Origin of the sequence: Anabaena sp. PCC 7108 (assembly GCF_000332135.1) — a bacterium.
In the GTDB taxonomy this organism is placed as follows: Bacteria; Cyanobacteriota; Cyanobacteriia; order Cyanobacteriales; family Nostocaceae; genus Anabaena.
The window spans coordinates 4,290,194-4,305,940 of record NZ_KB235896.1; the positions used below are offsets into that span (position 1 = coordinate 4,290,194).

Annotated in this window: 20 protein-coding genes; 11 read left to right on the forward strand and 9 right to left on the reverse strand. The window is 38.2% G+C overall.

Annotated features, from left to right (window positions below; genetic code table 11):
- Positions 1–129: 129 nt before the first annotated feature.
- A complete protein-coding gene (locus ANA7108_RS0120080) occupies positions 130–1,155 on the reverse strand; it encodes a multicopper oxidase domain-containing protein (RefSeq protein WP_016952617.1) in 1,026 nt (341 codons plus the stop codon).
- 390 nt (positions 1,156–1,545) lie between these two features.
- Between ANA7108_RS0120080 and ANA7108_RS31425 the strand changes: the two genes are divergently transcribed.
- The gene (locus ANA7108_RS31425) at positions 1,546–1,653 is read left to right on the forward strand and encodes a CbtB-domain containing protein (RefSeq protein ID WP_237741568.1); all 108 of its coding nucleotides are present in this window, start codon (positions 1,546–1,548) and stop codon (positions 1,651–1,653) included.
- A gap of 128 nt (positions 1,654–1,781) precedes the next feature.
- Positions 1,782–2,945 carry a hypothetical protein gene (locus ANA7108_RS0120085; protein ID WP_016952618.1) on the forward strand — a complete coding sequence of 388 codons (1,164 nt, stop codon included), beginning with the start codon at positions 1,782–1,784 and terminating at the stop codon, positions 2,943–2,945.
- A gap of 232 nt (positions 2,946–3,177) precedes the next feature.
- On the opposite strand, the gene ANA7108_RS0120090 is transcribed toward ANA7108_RS0120085, so the two are convergent.
- Positions 3,178–4,824, reverse strand: a complete 1,647-nt coding sequence (locus ANA7108_RS0120090; RefSeq protein WP_016952619.1) for a glycosyltransferase family 39 protein — start codon at positions 4,822–4,824, stop codon at positions 3,178–3,180.
- Positions 4,825–5,327: 503 nt separating this feature from the next.
- Here ANA7108_RS0120090 and ANA7108_RS0120095 point away from each other — a divergent pair.
- From ANA7108_RS0120095 to ANA7108_RS0120105, 3 genes are all read left to right on the forward strand, one after another.
- Positions 5,328–5,972, forward strand: coding sequence for a class I SAM-dependent methyltransferase (locus ANA7108_RS0120095; protein WP_016952620.1), 645 nt, complete (start codon positions 5,328–5,330; stop codon positions 5,970–5,972).
- Positions 5,973–6,226: 254 nt separating this feature from the next.
- On the forward strand, positions 6,227–6,736 hold the full coding sequence (locus ANA7108_RS0120100) for a hypothetical protein (RefSeq protein ID WP_016952621.1): 510 nt from the start codon (positions 6,227–6,229) through the stop codon (positions 6,734–6,736).
- Positions 6,737–6,783: 47 nt separating this feature from the next.
- Positions 6,784–7,671, forward strand: coding sequence for a hypothetical protein (locus ANA7108_RS0120105; RefSeq protein WP_016952622.1), 888 nt, complete (start codon positions 6,784–6,786; stop codon positions 7,669–7,671).
- Between the two features lie 325 nt (positions 7,672–7,996).
- Here the strand turns inward: ANA7108_RS0120105 and rpsU (ANA7108_RS0120110) are convergent, their stop codons facing one another.
- The 3 genes from rpsU (ANA7108_RS0120110) to ANA7108_RS0120120 all read right to left on the reverse strand — a co-directional run bounded on the left by rpsU (ANA7108_RS0120110) (position 7,997) and on the right by ANA7108_RS0120120 (position 9,658).
- A complete protein-coding gene (rpsU, locus tag ANA7108_RS0120110; protein WP_013192888.1) occupies positions 7,997–8,191 on the reverse strand; it encodes a 30S ribosomal protein S21 in 195 nt (64 codons plus the stop codon).
- 124 nt (positions 8,192–8,315) lie between these two features.
- Positions 8,316–8,618, reverse strand: coding sequence for an RNA-binding protein (locus tag ANA7108_RS0120115; protein WP_016952623.1), 303 nt, complete (start codon positions 8,616–8,618; stop codon positions 8,316–8,318).
- Between the two features lie 191 nt (positions 8,619–8,809).
- Positions 8,810–9,658 carry a 3'(2'),5'-bisphosphate nucleotidase CysQ gene (locus ANA7108_RS0120120; protein ID WP_016952624.1) on the reverse strand — a complete coding sequence of 283 codons (849 nt, stop codon included), beginning with the start codon at positions 9,656–9,658 and terminating at the stop codon, positions 8,810–8,812.
- A gap of 29 nt (positions 9,659–9,687) precedes the next feature.
- Between ANA7108_RS0120120 and ANA7108_RS0120125 the strand changes: the two genes are divergently transcribed.
- On the forward strand, positions 9,688–10,323 hold the full coding sequence (locus tag ANA7108_RS0120125) for a YdcF family protein (protein ID WP_016952625.1): 636 nt from the start codon (positions 9,688–9,690) through the stop codon (positions 10,321–10,323).
- Positions 10,324–10,421: 98 nt separating this feature from the next.
- Here ANA7108_RS0120125 and ANA7108_RS0120130 read toward each other — a convergent pair whose 3' ends face one another.
- The gene (locus ANA7108_RS0120130) at positions 10,422–11,279 is read right to left on the reverse strand and encodes a sugar kinase (RefSeq protein WP_016952626.1); all 858 of its coding nucleotides are present in this window, start codon (positions 11,277–11,279) and stop codon (positions 10,422–10,424) included.
- A gap of 207 nt (positions 11,280–11,486) precedes the next feature.
- Between ANA7108_RS0120130 and ANA7108_RS0120135 the strand changes: the two genes are divergently transcribed.
- The 4 genes from ANA7108_RS0120135 to rpsU (ANA7108_RS0120150) all read left to right on the forward strand — a co-directional run bounded on the left by ANA7108_RS0120135 (position 11,487) and on the right by rpsU (ANA7108_RS0120150) (position 13,852).
- Complete coding sequence (locus ANA7108_RS0120135; protein WP_016952627.1) at positions 11,487–11,924, forward strand: DUF29 domain-containing protein; 438 nt, start codon at positions 11,487–11,489, stop codon at positions 11,922–11,924.
- Between the two features lie 5 nt (positions 11,925–11,929).
- Positions 11,930–12,379, forward strand: coding sequence for a DUF29 domain-containing protein (locus ANA7108_RS0120140; protein WP_016952628.1), 450 nt, complete (start codon positions 11,930–11,932; stop codon positions 12,377–12,379).
- 33 nt (positions 12,380–12,412) lie between these two features.
- Positions 12,413–13,288: a 16S rRNA (cytidine(1402)-2'-O)-methyltransferase gene (gene rsmI, locus ANA7108_RS0120145; protein ID WP_016952629.1), complete on the forward strand. Its 876-nt coding sequence runs from the start codon at positions 12,413–12,415 to the stop codon at positions 13,286–13,288.
- Between the two features lie 384 nt (positions 13,289–13,672).
- Positions 13,673–13,852: a 30S ribosomal protein S21 gene (gene rpsU, locus ANA7108_RS0120150; protein ID WP_016952630.1), complete on the forward strand. Its 180-nt coding sequence runs from the start codon at positions 13,673–13,675 to the stop codon at positions 13,850–13,852.
- 122 nt (positions 13,853–13,974) lie between these two features.
- Here rpsU (ANA7108_RS0120150) and pth read toward each other — a convergent pair whose 3' ends face one another.
- The 3 genes from pth to psbH form a co-directional block, all read right to left on the reverse strand.
- Entirely contained in the window at positions 13,975–14,616 is a 642-nt protein-coding gene (gene pth / locus ANA7108_RS0120155; protein WP_016952631.1) for an aminoacyl-tRNA hydrolase, read from the reverse strand.
- Positions 14,617–14,621: 5 nt separating this feature from the next.
- Complete coding sequence (locus ANA7108_RS0120160; RefSeq protein WP_016952632.1) at positions 14,622–14,894, reverse strand: TatA/E family twin arginine-targeting protein translocase; 273 nt, start codon at positions 14,892–14,894, stop codon at positions 14,622–14,624.
- Positions 14,895–15,168: 274 nt separating this feature from the next.
- Positions 15,169–15,372, reverse strand: a complete 204-nt coding sequence (gene psbH, locus ANA7108_RS0120165) for a photosystem II reaction center phosphoprotein PsbH (protein ID WP_016952633.1) — start codon at positions 15,370–15,372, stop codon at positions 15,169–15,171.
- 233 nt (positions 15,373–15,605) lie between these two features.
- Here psbH and psbN point away from each other — a divergent pair, with 233 nt between their 5' ends.
- The gene (gene psbN / locus ANA7108_RS0120170; RefSeq protein ID WP_016952634.1) at positions 15,606–15,743 is read left to right on the forward strand and encodes a photosystem II reaction center protein PsbN; all 138 of its coding nucleotides are present in this window, start codon (positions 15,606–15,608) and stop codon (positions 15,741–15,743) included.
- Positions 15,744–15,747 lie beyond the last annotated feature (4 nt).

Genomic DNA, 15,747 nt, shown 5'->3' on the forward strand with positions numbered 1-15,747 from the left:
CAAAACAACTTGATGAGTAAAGAAAGATGCAATTTTTACTAGTTATATACTCTAGAAGTTTTAGATCAAATGATAAAAATTATCAATATATAAACAAAAAAATAGGTTTAATATTTGATGACTAGGGATTTAGGTTTGCTTCACGGGGTTTTTGGAGTCCTTTGCAGCTATGACTTCAAATTGACCCATACATCCGTTTTCAGCCACAGCATCTTGGTGCGGATGAAACATATACTTACCCGGATACCGAAAAGCAAATTCTAAAATGTGCCTTTCTGCTACACCCATTGTTAAAACATCCGTTTTTTCACTGGGAGTCATAGTCATCCCGGAACGATAAACATCAAAGAAATTAGCGTGGAGGTGAAACGTCACAGCGGGGTCAAATTCAATAATATTCAGAATATATAACCGAATTAACTGATTTTGGTAAATTTGGATGGGATGATGCATATAATGATGCGGCACACCATTAAAAGCATAATATTCATTCCGGTTATCATCATTTACATCATACCCAGACATGATTAAAACAATTTCATCAGCGGGAGGACGGGGTTTAGGAGGATCAATAATAAACATTCCATATAAACCCTTAGCAATGTGACGGGTAACTGGGGCAATATGACAGTGATATAAATGAACGCCATAGGGTTCGGCATCAAATTCGTAAATTGTCGCTTTACCGTTACTGATTGGACGTATCCCATCCATTTCCGAGGGATGAACGCCATGGAAATGCAGAGAATGGGAATGTCCAGCATTATTGAGAAAAAGTATTCTTACTCTTTCCCCTTCTTTTGCCCGTAGTGTTGGACCAGGAATACGCCCGTTTAAATTCCAAATGTTATAAGAGACAGCACTATTCAGCTGAATGGTGGAAGTACCAGCGGTTAACTGAAATTCGCGGACTGTGCGCCCATTTTCCTGCTTAATTGTCCCATAATCAAAATCTCGTAATACTTGCATAGGGTTAGTAGCACCATCCGATGTTGCCATTTCCATCGGTGGTACTCTGACGCTGGCATGATTTTTGCTATTCAACATCTGCCAAATTGCCCCCGCACCAATGACTCCAGCCCCGGAAACTCCCAGTTTCAGCAGTTGGCGACGACTCCAAATTTTATCTTTACTGAGAGTAAAGTTGTCAGACATGAGACTAATAGGGATATGGGTATGTGAGAAATTGCGAATGATTTGCAATTAGCTTTAGGTATATTATAAAAATTAGGAATTATTGTCAATAAATTTAAAAAAATAATTTTCAGGACTATTCGTGATATATTTATCGGTTTATTTACCGTTAACTGGACAACAGATGATGCTTCCAGCCGGGTAAATGGAATAAGGTGCTAGGATTTTGACAATGGCTGCTCGTGTGATCAATATCTTGTTGTCACTAAGCGGCAAAATACACTTTAATTTTGATAAATTAGCCCAACTATTTATGGGAGTTGACAAATGACTGCTTTTGCTCGTACTACAGTATTACAAAAGACTGCGGGTATTACCCTTTCTAAGCCAATACAGGTAACACTTTATATGATGTTATCTTCATTAGTGATTTGGACTGTGCTTTTCTCTACATATCCGCCAGCGCATAACACAACACACTCAACGCGTCACCATACTTTAGGTGTTGCCTGTCATTAAATGATCATAAAGTAAAGTAGAATTCGGGAGTTTAGGATTTAGGGGCTTGGTTTTAAGCTTTTTACCTAAATTCTGAACTCCATTTACTAAAACTAAAATATTCATTTGCAGTAAAATTCTAATTTTGTATGAAAAAATATCGCCTGTTTGCTGTTATCAGTGCTGCTTGTATTTGTGTATCAATTTTATATTCTTTAGTAGGGGTTTCTCAAACTCCTCAATCTCAAATATTACTGTCTACAAACCCACCTTTAGAAAAAATTCTTCCCTTTGAAGCTGGTACAGAAAGGAAACAATCTCCCGTTTATTTCACATTGCAAGCTGTTGATGCTGGCGGAAAACTGTTAAAAAATGCCTTAATTAAATTACAAATTTCCACACCTCCACGTAATCCTTTATTAACAACAGATTTTCCTATAGTTGAGGGAACAAAGTTATTAGAACTGGAGGCGGCTGCACCTAATGGTAAGTTAGAATTTCAGCAGATGTTACCAATTCGCGGTAATTATCAAATTCAAGTCAATGTTTCTCCTTTAGTTGCCAATGCTTTTGCGAGTTATCAGCAAACTTTGAATTTGAATGTTAGAGAAAATCCAGTTAAATATAAATATTTTGCGATTGTTGCGGCAATTTTATTATCATTGGGATTGTTGGGAGGTTGGATAATTGGTGGACAAGAGGAACTGAAAGAGGGAGAAATTGCACCGCAGTCAGTCCGGTTGTTGTTAAGTGCATTAACTGTCGTGGCAATTGTCACTCTATTATTTATTAATATCACGGCAGAAGTTGCAGAAGCTCATGGTGATGCACACTCTCATAAAAATGAGAAGATTGCCCCATCAATTAGCCAATCTCAGGGCATGGAAGTCAAGATTATAGGTGATAAACTGGCTACTGTAGGAAAATTAGCAAATTTATCGGTAGAGGTGAAGGATAGCACTACAGGGGCAGCTATTAAGGATGTCGGATTGCGAGTGAAAGCGATCGCTTTGGAAGATAATTTAACAGTGTTTGCTTATCAAGGATTTCCTAACCAAGAAGGAAAGTTAACCTGGCAGGAACAATTTTTTGATGGCGCACCTCATAAAGTAGAAGTAGAAGCAATTTCTCTACCAGAATCTAACCGTCAATTTCCAACAATGAAAGTAGCGCAATCAGTGGAAGTTGAGGGGATTGCACCACCAATTTATATCCGACTAATTGGATTATTTTACTTTACGGCAATTGTGGGGATGGGAATGGCGATTGGGTTGTTAATACAGCATCGTATTGGGCAGCACTTCCCAGTGTAATGAGGTACAAGAACCCCACCCCCAACCCCCTCCCCCTTCGGGTTCACCAGTCGCCTACGGTGGGAAACCCGCCTACAGCGCTGGTTCACCGCAAGCGATGAGGGGGCTATGATGTAGCTTATAACAAAGGAATCCGCTGTAGGGCAGCAAGTTAGAGGAAATTAAGCACTGAATTAAACAACTTGCTCCTGGTTCCCAAAAAATTACAATCAGCTTTTCATTTATAGCAATCTCACAAAACTTGAATTAATTGATAATTTTTAATCGTGCCGATAATACGATGAGGTTTAGATAAATCACCAGGTTGAGGTGTATAAATCCAAGCATAACTCAAAGCTGGTAATTGAGAAATTGAGTCTACTTGTTTACCATGAATAGGGGTATAGAAGTAAATCAATACTGAATCTTTACCTTCTAATTTGGTAGAAAAGATAGGATTGCTTTTGAGAATTGAGGCAATTTCTTGCTGTTGGAAAAAGACTCTAAAACTAGGATTAAAATCACTTAATAACCCTAAATTACCAGCAGTAGCTATAGATATCCAACAAGCAATTAACCAACTTGCTATCCAGTATCGAGAAATAAGTAAATTGTTCCTAAAATAGTAACGACTAATCCAAACTAAAGGCACAATTAAGCAAGCTAAACCCACAAATAAAGCGAGAATTGCATATTTGCGAATGTCAATATTCCCTGCTACCAAAGCTACTACACCAGCTAAAATAGCTATACTACCTAACACACCAAAACCATAACTAAGATTCCGAGGAAGATATCTCATATTGCTAGAAAAAAGCAATATTTTTGTTTCTTCCTGTGTTGGTGTAAATTCTTGATTGTAAATTTTTCCCAGCCAATCTAAACCTACAGCCGCAAGCATAGCAATAAAGGGATAAAGATAAAGACTATAGTGAGATAAACGAGTGGAAAATAGGCTTATTTCTGTAAATAAAGTCAGAGGAAAACCCACTAATAACAATTGGTAGCGAGGAATTGGATAACGAATTACTAAAGCTAATCCTAAAAGGCTGAAAAATAACCAAGGAAAAGATTTTAAAGGCACATTCCAGAAATAGAAAATTATGCCATTTCCCTGTCTTTCATGACTACCTAGTTCTACCACAAACCCTAATAACTGTCCAAAACTATCACTTCCATAACGCAGCCAGTTAAACCACAACCACATTAAAGTAGGAATTAAACCAACTAAAATTCCCAAATATAACATGGGGTTGAAAAGATGACGATGACGACGATTCTCACCAATTAAATAAGGTAATAATGCAGTTATCGGTACAACAATCATCAAACTTCTCATTAAAAAGCCTAGTCCCAAACTTAACCCAGTAATAAAAACATAAATATAGCGATTTTGTGGATATAATTCAGCTTTGAGTAAGCTGAGAATAGCTATACATACTAATAAAATTGTTACTACATCAGGTGTAGATAACCGACAATATTGCAGCCAGAGAAATTCCACACTCAAAATAGCAGCCGTAAGATATGCTATCTTTTTATCAAGTAAGATTTTTGCTATTTCATATATAACTAATAAACTGAAAATTCCGGCAATCATACTAGGGAGTCGCGCACTAATATCACTGACACCAAATAATTTATAAAAAATAGCAATTAACCAATAAAAACCAGGAGTTTTATGATGAGCATTACCCCAAGGAGCTATCCAGTCACCAGAATCAAGCATCTGACGCGCTCTTCTTGCATACAGTGCTTCATCATGTGCCATGAGGCTATTTTCTCCAGAAGTAAATAGCAATAAAGGCAGTATCCAAATTAATAAATTAAAATAAGGAAATCTCCTCAGCAAAAGAAGACGCTGCCAAATAGCAGGAAACAATGATGATTTGTACAACATTTGTGGAATACGAGTTGAATATTATTAGCTCTCAGGGCTTGAATTTAGTTAGGTGATGAAAATCAGTCAAGGAGGCAGGAGGACGAAGGCAGTTTTGCTGGAGGTAATCCCCATAAATAAATTTAGGGGATTTAATATAGCATTTCCTAGTCTAATGAAATACAAAATTATCTGCGTTTATCTGCGTCCATCTGTCTTGAAAAGTTTCCTACGCCGGGAAACCCGGCTTCGAGGAACTTTTCGCTGCGTTTAATTATTACTCCTTGTACCTCACTTGAATGGGAATTGCTATAAGGACGTATTTTTAAGAGCGCTGCGCGTCTCGGAAAAAATATTTTGATTTTTTGCATAAATAAATTTAGGGGCTTTAAACCCTTTTGGCAGAGGACAAAAATTGTATTTTCTGCCTTCTGCCTTCTGCCTCCTGCCCTCTGCCTTTCTTCGGTAAGTTAATATACAAAATTAGCACAATTTAGTGAAAGACTTTTCCCACATAGACATTTATGCTACTTAGACCCAATCAACGCCTTAAGTTAGATGACACCGATGATAAGTTATTTTATGACTATCCGCGCTTTGTTACTCATGTCGATGAAGGTTTTATTCAACAGTTGACAGATTTATATTGTCAGCGACTTAAACCCAACACCAGAATTTTTGATATGATGAGCAGTTGGGTGTCTCATTTACCAACAGAAATAGAGTTTGATCATGTGGAAGGACATGGACTCAACGCTGAAGAACTTGCACGTAATCCTCGCTTAAACCATTACTTCGTCCAGAATATCAACGAAAAGCCTCAGCTACCTTTGCCTGATCAAGATTTCGATGCTGTCATCAACTGTGTTTCTGTGCAGTATATCCAGTATCCAGAAGCAGTATTTACAGAAATTCACCGCATCCTCAAACCTGGTGGTGTCGCCATTATCAGCTTTTCTAACCGAATGTTCCATCAAAAGGCGATTCAAGTGTGGCGGGATGTGTCGGAAGCGTCTAGAGTCGAATTAGTTAAGCGTTACTTTGCTTCAGTACCCGGATTTACTACTCCAGAAGTGATTGTCAATCAATCAACAGCGCCGAATTTCTTACAATGGTTGGGTATACCAGGAGGAGATCCCTTCTATGCTGTAATTGCTTATCGTCAGTAAGACGCGGGGATAGGAGGACGCGGTGACACGGGATAGGAGGACGCGGGGATAGGAGGACGCGGGGATAGGAGGACGCGGGGATAGGGGGACGCGGGGATAGGAGGACTCGGTGACACGGGGAGTTTTTTACAAAGCTGCGGGAAAATTGGTAATTCTCAATACAAATAATGATCAAAAAGTAAATTTTCCGGTACAAAACCTACAGCAACGCAGATAATTGCTTCAAACCTTTCACATTTAAGGAGAACCCAAACGTGATTTTATCTCGTGGGCGCAAGATTTTAGCGAGTTTATTGTTGTGTGTCTTACTACTGACTACAGCTTGTTCTCCAAAAGCACCAAATAGATTTGATCAGGTACAACAGGAAAGCACTAGGCAAAAAAGTGGTCAGTCTGTTGCTGAAAATGCTACACAGGGTAGTAAATTAAACGCTTTTTTCCCTGATGGGGAAGATGGCTATGATCGAGTTTATACCCAAGAGAAAAAAGGCTTTTCGGAAGCGAATTTGAAAAAAGACGGCAAGGTTATCGCGCAATTGGCTATTTCTGACACCACTAGCCTACCTGGAGTAGCTTCAAAATATGCCAACAGCACCAAGAAAATTGACGGCTATCCCGCAGTGGAACAGGGAAAAACCCAAACTTCTATTTTGGTTGGTAAGTACCAAGTTAAGGTGATTTCTAAAGATCCATTATTCACTGCAAGCGATCGCGCTGACTGGATCGAGAAATTTGATCTTGATGATCTAGCTAAATTGAAATAACTGTTACTCTCAACTTCAGATAACCAACCTTCAATTAGGAGATTTTTGTGAGCAAATCTATCTTCGATTTAGTTGACGAATTACCAACCAGTAACTTGACTGTATCTATGCTCAGAGCTTTAGATTTTGTCGCTCCCGGTGAGTGGCAAAATACTGTAGGCTTTGTCAACACAATTAAAACCGTCACTGGTGAAGATGATGAGAGTTTAATTCAGCAAATTGGTGAACGGGCTATTTATCTGTTCAACGACAAATCCCAAGGATATCAAACAGCTTTGTGGCTTTATCAAACTGTTGATGGTACAGATAAAGCTTTAGGTGCAGCCGCTTTAGCTAATAAAGTAGGTGAATCAATTCCCCTATTAGGCTTTTTAAACTCCCTTACTCCTAAACCAGATAAAGCTCAAACTATCGACTTAACCTTAAAAGTAGTTGCTGAATTAGTAGCTTTTTGCCAAATAAACGGCATTCCCGGTGATAGCATTGGCGATTTTGTTGCCTCTTTAGGTGAGTATAGTGGTGAGTCACTTATTCGCATGGTGGCTTTAATTTGCGTTGATGGTTTAATACCCCTTGGACCTGATTTCATCGACAAAGCCCTATCAGGTATTAGTCGGATGAGTCCCCAGGACTTAGGACAAAACTCAACTTTCCAAAACATCAAAAATACTATTCCTGGTAATAATGATGCTGGTAAACTCAACTTTATCGGCGAAAGCTTTGATTCCGTTAAAGGTTGGATGAGTGGTATTGTAACAGCCAATAATTTAACACCACAAAAGGTTGTTGGTAACTTGCAAAGTTTTGTCCAACTCGCTGATGACAAATTAGACTACCTGGCAGCGTTCTTAGATATGAGTACAAATTACTATGAACACACTGGTACGCAAACTTTAGCTCGGCGTTTAATTGAACGCGCAGTAGCAGAAATTTAGCTAATTTTCTAGCCTAAATACAACTTGTAGTAGTGCCGCAAATAAATACAGCACTACTACAAATAGGTCTTTATTAACCAGGACTTACGCAACTGGCACATTGGTAGGGTGCGTCAGATATCAACAATCTGTTTATTTACAGGATTTATGCAGTAGTAAAGCACCCTACAACAGATTTTTAGTGTGACACTTGCGTAAGTCCTATTAACTTGTGCGTGCTATTTGCGGTTGTTAGGAAACATCACCATAAATAACAGAAATAAAACGGAATAATGAAGAGATGCTAACTGGACTTACAGCTGCAATAGACATTACCCTAAAGTTATTACTTGAAGCGAGAACGTTGTTGACGACGTTGCTTGTGTCTAGCGATAGCTTTACGCTTCTCTTTTTCTAAAGGTGTTTCAAAATGGCGATTCTTACGCATATCTTGGAAAATTCCGGCTTTAGAAACTTCACGTTTAAATCTCCGTAAAGCTGATTCAATACCTTCATTCTCCCCCAAAACTACTTGCGTCATTCTCATTCCTCCTAATTGTGGGTGAATATATACTATACTAGAGTTAATAAAATATATCAGTAGAGTTGTATCTTCATAACTTATCTACTGGCGACTCTAGATTTAAAAATTTTTCAGGACAGGATTAATAACGGCGATTATCACGATCATTATTACCCCAGCTACCACGGGAAGGACTTCTTTCCTCACGAGGTTTAGCTTTATTTACCTTTAAAGCACGACCCATCCATTCAGCGCCATCAAGTGCTTCAATAGCTGCTGTTTCTTTGTCATCACTTTCCATTTCCACGAAAGCAAAACCACGTGGTCGTCCTGTTTCCCTATCAGTGGGTAACTGCACACGTTTGACTGTTCCGTACTCAGAAAAAGCCGTTTTCAGGTCTTCTTCTGTAACCTGATAGGACAGGTTTCCAACATAAATCGACATAGTAGCGGATGGTCTCCCAAATCAAAAAATGTAGAAAGTTAGATTCGGAGAGACTCATTTATAAAGAAATTAAAACGACTTACTCAACCGAAAATAATCCTTACATTCTACACTATAGCACAGCCTTTGAATATGAACTCATAACGAGTAACATTTCTAGAATCATCTCTAGACTCAATTCAACTCACATCTTAGGCAAACTCTGCTAAGGTTTGTTCTGATTTCTGACACAATATCTCATGATGTTGAGAACTACTAGCCAGCAAATTGCCCCATTGACTAATATCACCAGTATTGTACTTTAACGGCGTACCATCGAAGTGAGTAAATTTACCCCCGGCTTCTGTTAAAATTAGTTCGGGTGCAGCCATATCCCAATCTTTAGGTGCAGATTTACCAGAAATAGAAATGTAAATATCTCCTTCTTGTTCAAGAATAGCTGCGATTTTACAACCTACACTACCAATGGCTTTCTGATTTTGACAGGGTAGATTTTGGAGTAAATATTCTAATTTTTCATTGCGGTGAGAACGACTGACTACTAAGGTTAGGTCTTCAATAGGTTTATTACTAGTTACTTTTAAAGGGAGAGAACCATTAACAGTTTCCACAAAAGTACCGCCACCTTTAGTCGCATAATATAATTTTTCTGCTTCTGGTATGGCTACTACTGCTAAAACTGGAGTTGTTCCTTGAACTAAAGCAATGTGAATTGCGTATTCCCCGGTTTTATCGATAAAGTCCCTTGTACCATCTAAAGGATCAATTATCCAAACCCACTCAGAGGAATTTTTAACCTGTTGAGATTTATAGGTTTCTTCGCTGATATAGCCAAATTCTTCATTACCTAAAGCTGCTTGTAACTTGTCTAAAATATATTGACTAACAGCCACATCAGCAAGAGTTACAGGTTCGTTCTGTTTATATTGTATATCTAGGTTAGGGTCTTTTGCGGTTCCGTGATAATAAGAACGCAGTAATTTAGCTGCACCCCAACCGATTTCACGGGTAATTTTTAGTATTTCTTCTAAGTTTGGCATTCTTTTGATTTTGGTAAAGTACAGATTTTATGAAAAGCTCACGCAAATGTGTAAAAGCGCAAAGGTATACTCAGTTTACGAAAAATAAGTTGGTTTTGGTAATTTTATCCTTAATCTCTGCCTTATTGATTGCAATTGCTTCTACAGCTACTAATATATATTTCTATGGTAACAATTATACTCATATTCAGGCGGATGCCGCAATTGTTCTAGGTGCAGCAGTTTGGGGAAAACAACCATCTCCTGTGTTTCGAGAACGGATTAACCATGCTATTAATTTATATCAAAACGGTTATGTTCGCAAGCTCATTTTTACAGGTGGAGTTGGTAATGGTGATGAACTAGCAGAATCGCTAGTTGGTAAACTCTATGCTGTCAGTAAAGGTGTAAAATCATCTGATATTCTGATAGAAACTACGTCTCGAACTACTTCTCAAAATCTAAAAAATGCTTCAGAATTAGTGGCAAATTACCACTTTAAAAAAATTCTCATTGTTAGTGATCCATTACATTTAAAACGTGCCGTTTTAATGGCTAGAAATTTAGGTTTAGATGCCCAAGCATCTCCCACACCGACTACCCGCTATCAAAGTTTAAATAGTCAGTTGCCTTTTTTGATGAGAGAAACTTATTTCTATTTTGTTTATTTGTTATTTAAAATCTAATTTTCAATCTACAGCACTCCTAAATGAGTTGTAAAGAAACCTGTTCCCTATTGCCTGCCTCCACCAGTAGTTTATAAATCAAATAGGGTTGCTATAATTTAATTTTCCATCCAACGACGTGTACCAAAATATTTACAAGATCCAGATGCAATATTACTAGCTAATTCTAGAGATTGCTGGAAACTTGATTGTAAAATATAATGACAAAAACTGCCATGAAAAACATCTCCTGCACCTAATGTATCTACTGGCTGTATTTTCGGGACATTAACAATACCAATATTACCACAACTTCGGTATTGAATTGGTTTTTCTCCTTGGGTAATGGCAATATGAGGAATGTGAAAACCTTGAAGATAGGTAAAAACATCTTCTTGATTTTGGCAGTTGGGTGGATAAAAATTAGCTGAACAAATGGCATAATCTACAAAAGGTAAAATTTCCTCAAATCCGGGTTTCCAACTGCCACCATCAATTACAACTGGGATATTTTGGATTTTGGCTGTTTCGGCAATAATTTTACTAACTGCCATTTGATGTCCATCGATAAGTATAATATCAGTGTTTTGGAGAATATTTGCAGGGATAGAGGTGATATTTCCCTGATTTTTCACTGCATTAATAGAAATTACTGCTCTTTCGCCAGTGCTTTGGGTGACAATAATAGATGAAACTGGTGGTGGTGTATCTTGGCTCGATTCTAAGTCAATAATTGCGACTTGGTAATTTGCTAAATCGCTCAGAATTAGCTGTGTCATTGGGTGAGAACCCAACACAGTCAAGACTGTAGCGTGATTACCTAAATGACTAAAAGTAACAGCGGCATTTGTTGCTGGTCCTCCTGCTGCTACAGTATAGTCAGTAGCAACTAACTTTTGATTATTTTGGGGTGGAGAGTCGGCAAGGTAAATTAAATCTAAGGTGACTAAACCTACAAATAAGGCAGAATTGGTCATTTGTAATTGGTAACTTGATCTAAATTATTCAGGACTTAGGCAACTGGCACATGAGTCCGGTGCGTCAGATGTCAAATATCTGTTTATTTGCAGGATTTAATGACTCCTGCGTCGTCACGCAAGCTATCGAGTCTGACGCACCCTACAATAGATATTTATTGTAACACTTACGTAAGTCTTATTATTAAATGAATTATAGGAGAATTTATGAATCTAATTACCCATGACAATGATTTTTATGCTTGGACACAGGAACAAGCACATTTGTTGAGAACTGGACAATTTCATCAAATTGATTTTGATTACATCGCTGAAGAAATTGAAGATATGGGACGTTCTCAGAAACGAGAGTTAGAAAATAGATTAGAAGTATTAATTATGCACTTACTCAAATGGCGATTTCAGCCTAACTTACGTTCTCGAAATTGGCAATTAACTATCAAGGAGCAACGTTTACGTTTAGAAAAAATTATATCAGAAAACCCAAGTCTTAAAACATTTTTAGCCGATTCTCTAGATAAAACTTATCAACTTGTGACTATTAGTGCAGAACGAGAAACGGGGTTTTCTTCATTTCCTGAAAATTGTCCTTACAGTTTAACAGAAATTTTAACTCCTGAATTTTTACCCAGTGAAGGTAGGTAAGAACTATGAAACAAACACCAGCAGAAACTCTCTATAATCAAGATTTTGTTCTCTGGGTTGAGGATACGGTAAAGCAGTTAAAAGAGGGAAATTTTCGTGATATTGATTGGGAAAATTTAATTGAGGAGGTGGAATCTTTGGGAGGAAGAGATAAACGAGAGTTAGAAGGTCGTTTGACGACTTTATTTGAACACGCATTAAAACGTAGATTTGTGCCGTTACTTGATTGTTATCGAGGTTGGGAAAATACTATAAAACGAACTCAAAAAGACCTGAAAAAGCTTTTAAGAGATTCTCCTAGTTTACAAAATTATTTGTTAAAAATGTTAGTTGAATGCTATGCAGATGCATTAGATAATTTAATTAATGAATATGATGTTGACTTTCCTGATGTTTGTCCTTTTTCTCAGGATTTAGATGTTTTATTAAATGATAAATTTTGGGAAAAAGTTTAATGTGATTTAAAATGTGATTTAATTGGAATTATTATGCAAACTGATCCCAAACCATCAACACTTTATATTGTCGGTACACCGATTGGTAACTTAGAAGATATCACTTTTAGAGCGGTGCGAATTTTGCAAACTGTGGATCTGATTGCTGCTGAAGATACAAGACATACAGGAAAATTACTGCAACATTTTCAGGTGAAAACTCCCCAAATCAGCTATCATGAACATAATCAGAATAGTCGGATTCCCGAATTATTAGAGCATTTGAAAAACGGGAAAGCGATCGCACTGGTTAGTGATGCCGGAATGCCAGGAATTTCCGATCCTGGATATGAATTGGTAAAAGCCTGTATTGACGAAGGAATCACAGTTGTACCTATTCCCGGTGCAAGTGCGGCCATTACGGCTTTAAGTGCGGCAGGATTACCAACAGACAGGTTTATCTTTGAAGGCTTTTTAGCAGCTAAAAGTCAGCAACGAAGACAACAATTAGAATATTTGCAAGCCGAACCCCGGACGTTAATTTTTTACGAGTCGCCTCACCGCTTACGAGATAGTTTACAAGATTTAGGGACAGTGTTGGGGAGCGATCGCTCAATAGTCATAGCTAGAGAACTAACGAAATTATACGAAGAATTTTGGCGAGGGACAATCAGGGAAGCGATCGCACATTACAACCAAAAAGAACCTCAAGGAGAATATACCCTTTTAGTAGCCGGAACTCCACCCAGTCTACCCCAACTTACAGAAGCAGAACTCAAAGCCGAACTATTACAAATCATCAAACAGGGAGTTTCCCGTTCCCAGGCCAGCCGTCAATTAGCCAAAGATACTGACCTATCCCGTCGCCAACTATATCAACTAGCCCTGGCCATTGACATCAGTGCAGAAGCAGAAATCACAAATGAATAACAATACCTTGTCCATTTTTTGTAGGTTTGGTTAAGCGATAGCGCAACCCGACGGATTTGTTGAGTTTCATCCTATTGCTTCGTGAACGTTCACGTTCCACAAATCAACCTACAAATCAAGACTTTTTTCGATTTGGACAAGGTATTGAATTAGGACTTACGCAAAAAAACACTCAAACTCCTATTCCTCTGTGTTCTCTGTGTCCTCTGCGGTTCGTTATTCCGTGACTCGTGCGTAAGTCCTATGAATAAAAAAGGCCGTTGCTGAGTCGAGACTAGAAATTCAAAAATTCCATTTCTTCTAACTTCTTGTAGCAGAGGGTTTTGCTAAGTTTGAGGTTAATATTACAATTGAAGTTATGGATAAATTGAGGACTAATTTAGAATGACCCAAGTGGTTTTAGGCGAAAACGAAGGCATAGATTCCGCCCTGCGTCGCTTTAAACGCCAAGTTTCCAAGGCTGGTATATTGGCCGACGCAAAGTATCGTCAGCACTTTGAAACCCCCCTGGAAAAACGTAAACGTAAGGCCGTAGCCGCTAGACGTTCACGTCGTTTTAAATAAACATATTTTTTTTCGTTACCAGCTTTACAGATAAGAGTTTTCAATGCTGTAGTTTGGTTGGATGGGATAGGCTACAATAGCTACCCATCAACCAAAACCAAATATTTGCTCTCAATTCTGACTTAAAAATCAGAAGTATCAATAGTCAGGCTATTGCAACGATTCATAGCCTTAGTTACTCCCTGTTTCAGACTGAGTTCTACACACTCAACTACAAACTCCAGCACAAGAGACATTAATTTAGTTTCCCCAGTAGAAAATCGTCCCAACACATGGGAAACTGTATCGGAATTAGCATCATTAGCTACACCTTTGGGTTTACCAATACCAATTCGCAACCGGGGAAAGTCTTGGCTACTCAAATGAGAAATAGTACTTTTCATCCCATTATGTCCCCCAGCAGAACCAGACAAGCGCAGACGAGTTTTTCCCAAAGGTAAATCCATGTCATCATAAATTACCAGCACTGAATCAGGGGGCAATTTATACCAACTTGTTACCGCTTGAATAGACTGTCCTGAACGATTCATATAAGTTAACGGCTTCAGCAGACGGATTTTACCGCCACCTGGTGCAATACCTTCACCAAACTGTCCTTGAAACTTGCGATTTTCCGCTAAGGGAATTTGCCAAGCACGGGAAAGAGCATCTAAAGCCGCAAAGCCAATATTATGGCGAGTTTGGTCATATTTAGGCTCTGGATTCCCCAAACCAACAATTAGCTGGGGAATTACCAAAGCTGGTTGGGTAAAAACTTCTGTCATTTTTCCTAACTGGTGGGAGAAGAACCAGCAGTATCCTGCTGTGATTTGGCTGATTCAATTGTCTTCAGTTCTAGTTCAGCAGTAGTTTTTACAGTTTCTTCTAATTGTTCAGTTTCTCGTTTAAACTCTGTTTGAAATTCATTAGAAGCTTCTTGAAAACTGCGAATAGTTTTACCTAAACTACGACCAACTTCTGGTAGCTTCTTGGGGCCAAAGATTAACAGCGCCACTACCATAATTAAACCCATTTCTGGCAACCCAATACCAAAGATATTCATGATTTTTCTCCTTTAGATTCTCCAACCGCAATAGAAACTCTCCATTATTTAGTCTAATCAATAGTTATACCAAGAAAGAAAAATAATGGCGACAGATAGAAAACTGTAAAGCTGATGTAGTAAGTCTTTGATAATCCCAAATCTAAAATCTAAAATCTAAAATCTAAAATTGTATCCGCTGTTGGTGATTAACAACCATTACCCAAAGAGCAAAAAACCCGGACAAGCCGGGTCTATGGTAACTTGTTATCCAAGCTTGATGTTTTGATGGCAATTAGCCGCCTAAACTGCGCCAATCAACAAGTACATCCTGAATCAACAGAGATTTATTGTAAACTTGCAGAATAATTAACAAAAACACCAAAAATAAAGCCATAAAAACACCCATTAAAGGTGTCGTTCCCCAACCTGGAGATACTTTACCATACTCAGCATTTAAGGGTCTGAGGATATCTCCCAACTTAGTCCGTTGTGCCATAGTTCACCTAAGATCAATTGCCAAAGCTTTTTTAATTTTCTTATTGCCCACTGTAAAGTACTGCAATATTTCAGCAGGATTTTTACCTTACAACTGAGATTATTCTGACTATGACGATAATACCACTATCAGGGTAGGGTGGTTGAACTGGGTTTAGTGAATGCATAGGTGGTATTTATGTTAAATTTTGTAATATTCTATAAATATAGCTCTCATAATATAACCCTAAATTTATGGACTTAGAACCCGGTTTAGTGCTTGGCGTTTCTTTCTGTGCAATCCTAGTTGCCATTACTGGTATGGCAATTTACACTTCCTTCGGTCCTCCTAGCACTCAGTTAGACGATCCTTTTGAAGACCACGAAGATTAAGGAA

Bases quoted from the DNA above. Each gene is read 5' to 3' on its own strand.
- ANA7108_RS0120080 (WP_016952617.1), bottom strand. From the start codon at position 1,155: ATGTCTGACAACTTTACTCTCAGTAAAGATAAAATTTGGAGTCGTCGC.
- ANA7108_RS31425 (WP_237741568.1), top strand. From the start codon at position 1,546: ATGTTATCTTCATTAGTGATTTGGACTGTGCTTTTCTCTACATATCCG.
- ANA7108_RS0120085 (WP_016952618.1), top strand. From the start codon at position 1,782: ATGAAAAAATATCGCCTGTTTGCTGTTATCAGTGCTGCTTGTATTTGT.
- ANA7108_RS0120090 (WP_016952619.1), bottom strand. From the start codon at position 4,824: ATGTTGTACAAATCATCATTGTTTCCTGCTATTTGGCAGCGTCTTCTT.
- ANA7108_RS0120095 (WP_016952620.1), top strand. From the start codon at position 5,328: ATGCTACTTAGACCCAATCAACGCCTTAAGTTAGATGACACCGATGAT.
- rpsU (WP_013192888.1), bottom strand. From the start codon at position 8,191: ATGACGCAAGTAGTTTTGGGGGAGAATGAAGGTATTGAATCAGCTTTA.
- ANA7108_RS0120115 (WP_016952623.1), bottom strand. From the start codon at position 8,618: ATGTCGATTTATGTTGGAAACCTGTCCTATCAGGTTACAGAAGAAGAC.
- ANA7108_RS0120120 (WP_016952624.1), bottom strand. From the start codon at position 9,658: ATGCCAAACTTAGAAGAAATACTAAAAATTACCCGTGAAATCGGTTGG.
- ANA7108_RS0120125 (WP_016952625.1), top strand. From the start codon at position 9,688: ATGAAAAGCTCACGCAAATGTGTAAAAGCGCAAAGGTATACTCAGTTT.
- ANA7108_RS0120130 (WP_016952626.1), bottom strand. From the start codon at position 11,279: ATGACCAATTCTGCCTTATTTGTAGGTTTAGTCACCTTAGATTTAATT.
- ANA7108_RS0120135 (WP_016952627.1), top strand. From the start codon at position 11,487: ATGAATCTAATTACCCATGACAATGATTTTTATGCTTGGACACAGGAA.
- ANA7108_RS0120140 (WP_016952628.1), top strand. From the start codon at position 11,930: ATGAAACAAACACCAGCAGAAACTCTCTATAATCAAGATTTTGTTCTC.
- rsmI (WP_016952629.1), top strand. From the start codon at position 12,413: ATGCAAACTGATCCCAAACCATCAACACTTTATATTGTCGGTACACCG.
- rpsU (WP_016952630.1), top strand. From the start codon at position 13,673: ATGACCCAAGTGGTTTTAGGCGAAAACGAAGGCATAGATTCCGCCCTG.
- pth (WP_016952631.1), bottom strand. From the start codon at position 14,616: ATGACAGAAGTTTTTACCCAACCAGCTTTGGTAATTCCCCAGCTAATT.
- ANA7108_RS0120160 (WP_016952632.1), bottom strand. From the start codon at position 14,894: ATGAATATCTTTGGTATTGGGTTGCCAGAAATGGGTTTAATTATGGTA.
- psbH (WP_016952633.1), bottom strand. From the start codon at position 15,372: ATGGCACAACGGACTAAGTTGGGAGATATCCTCAGACCCTTAAATGCT.
- psbN (WP_016952634.1), top strand. From the start codon at position 15,606: ATGGACTTAGAACCCGGTTTAGTGCTTGGCGTTTCTTTCTGTGCAATC.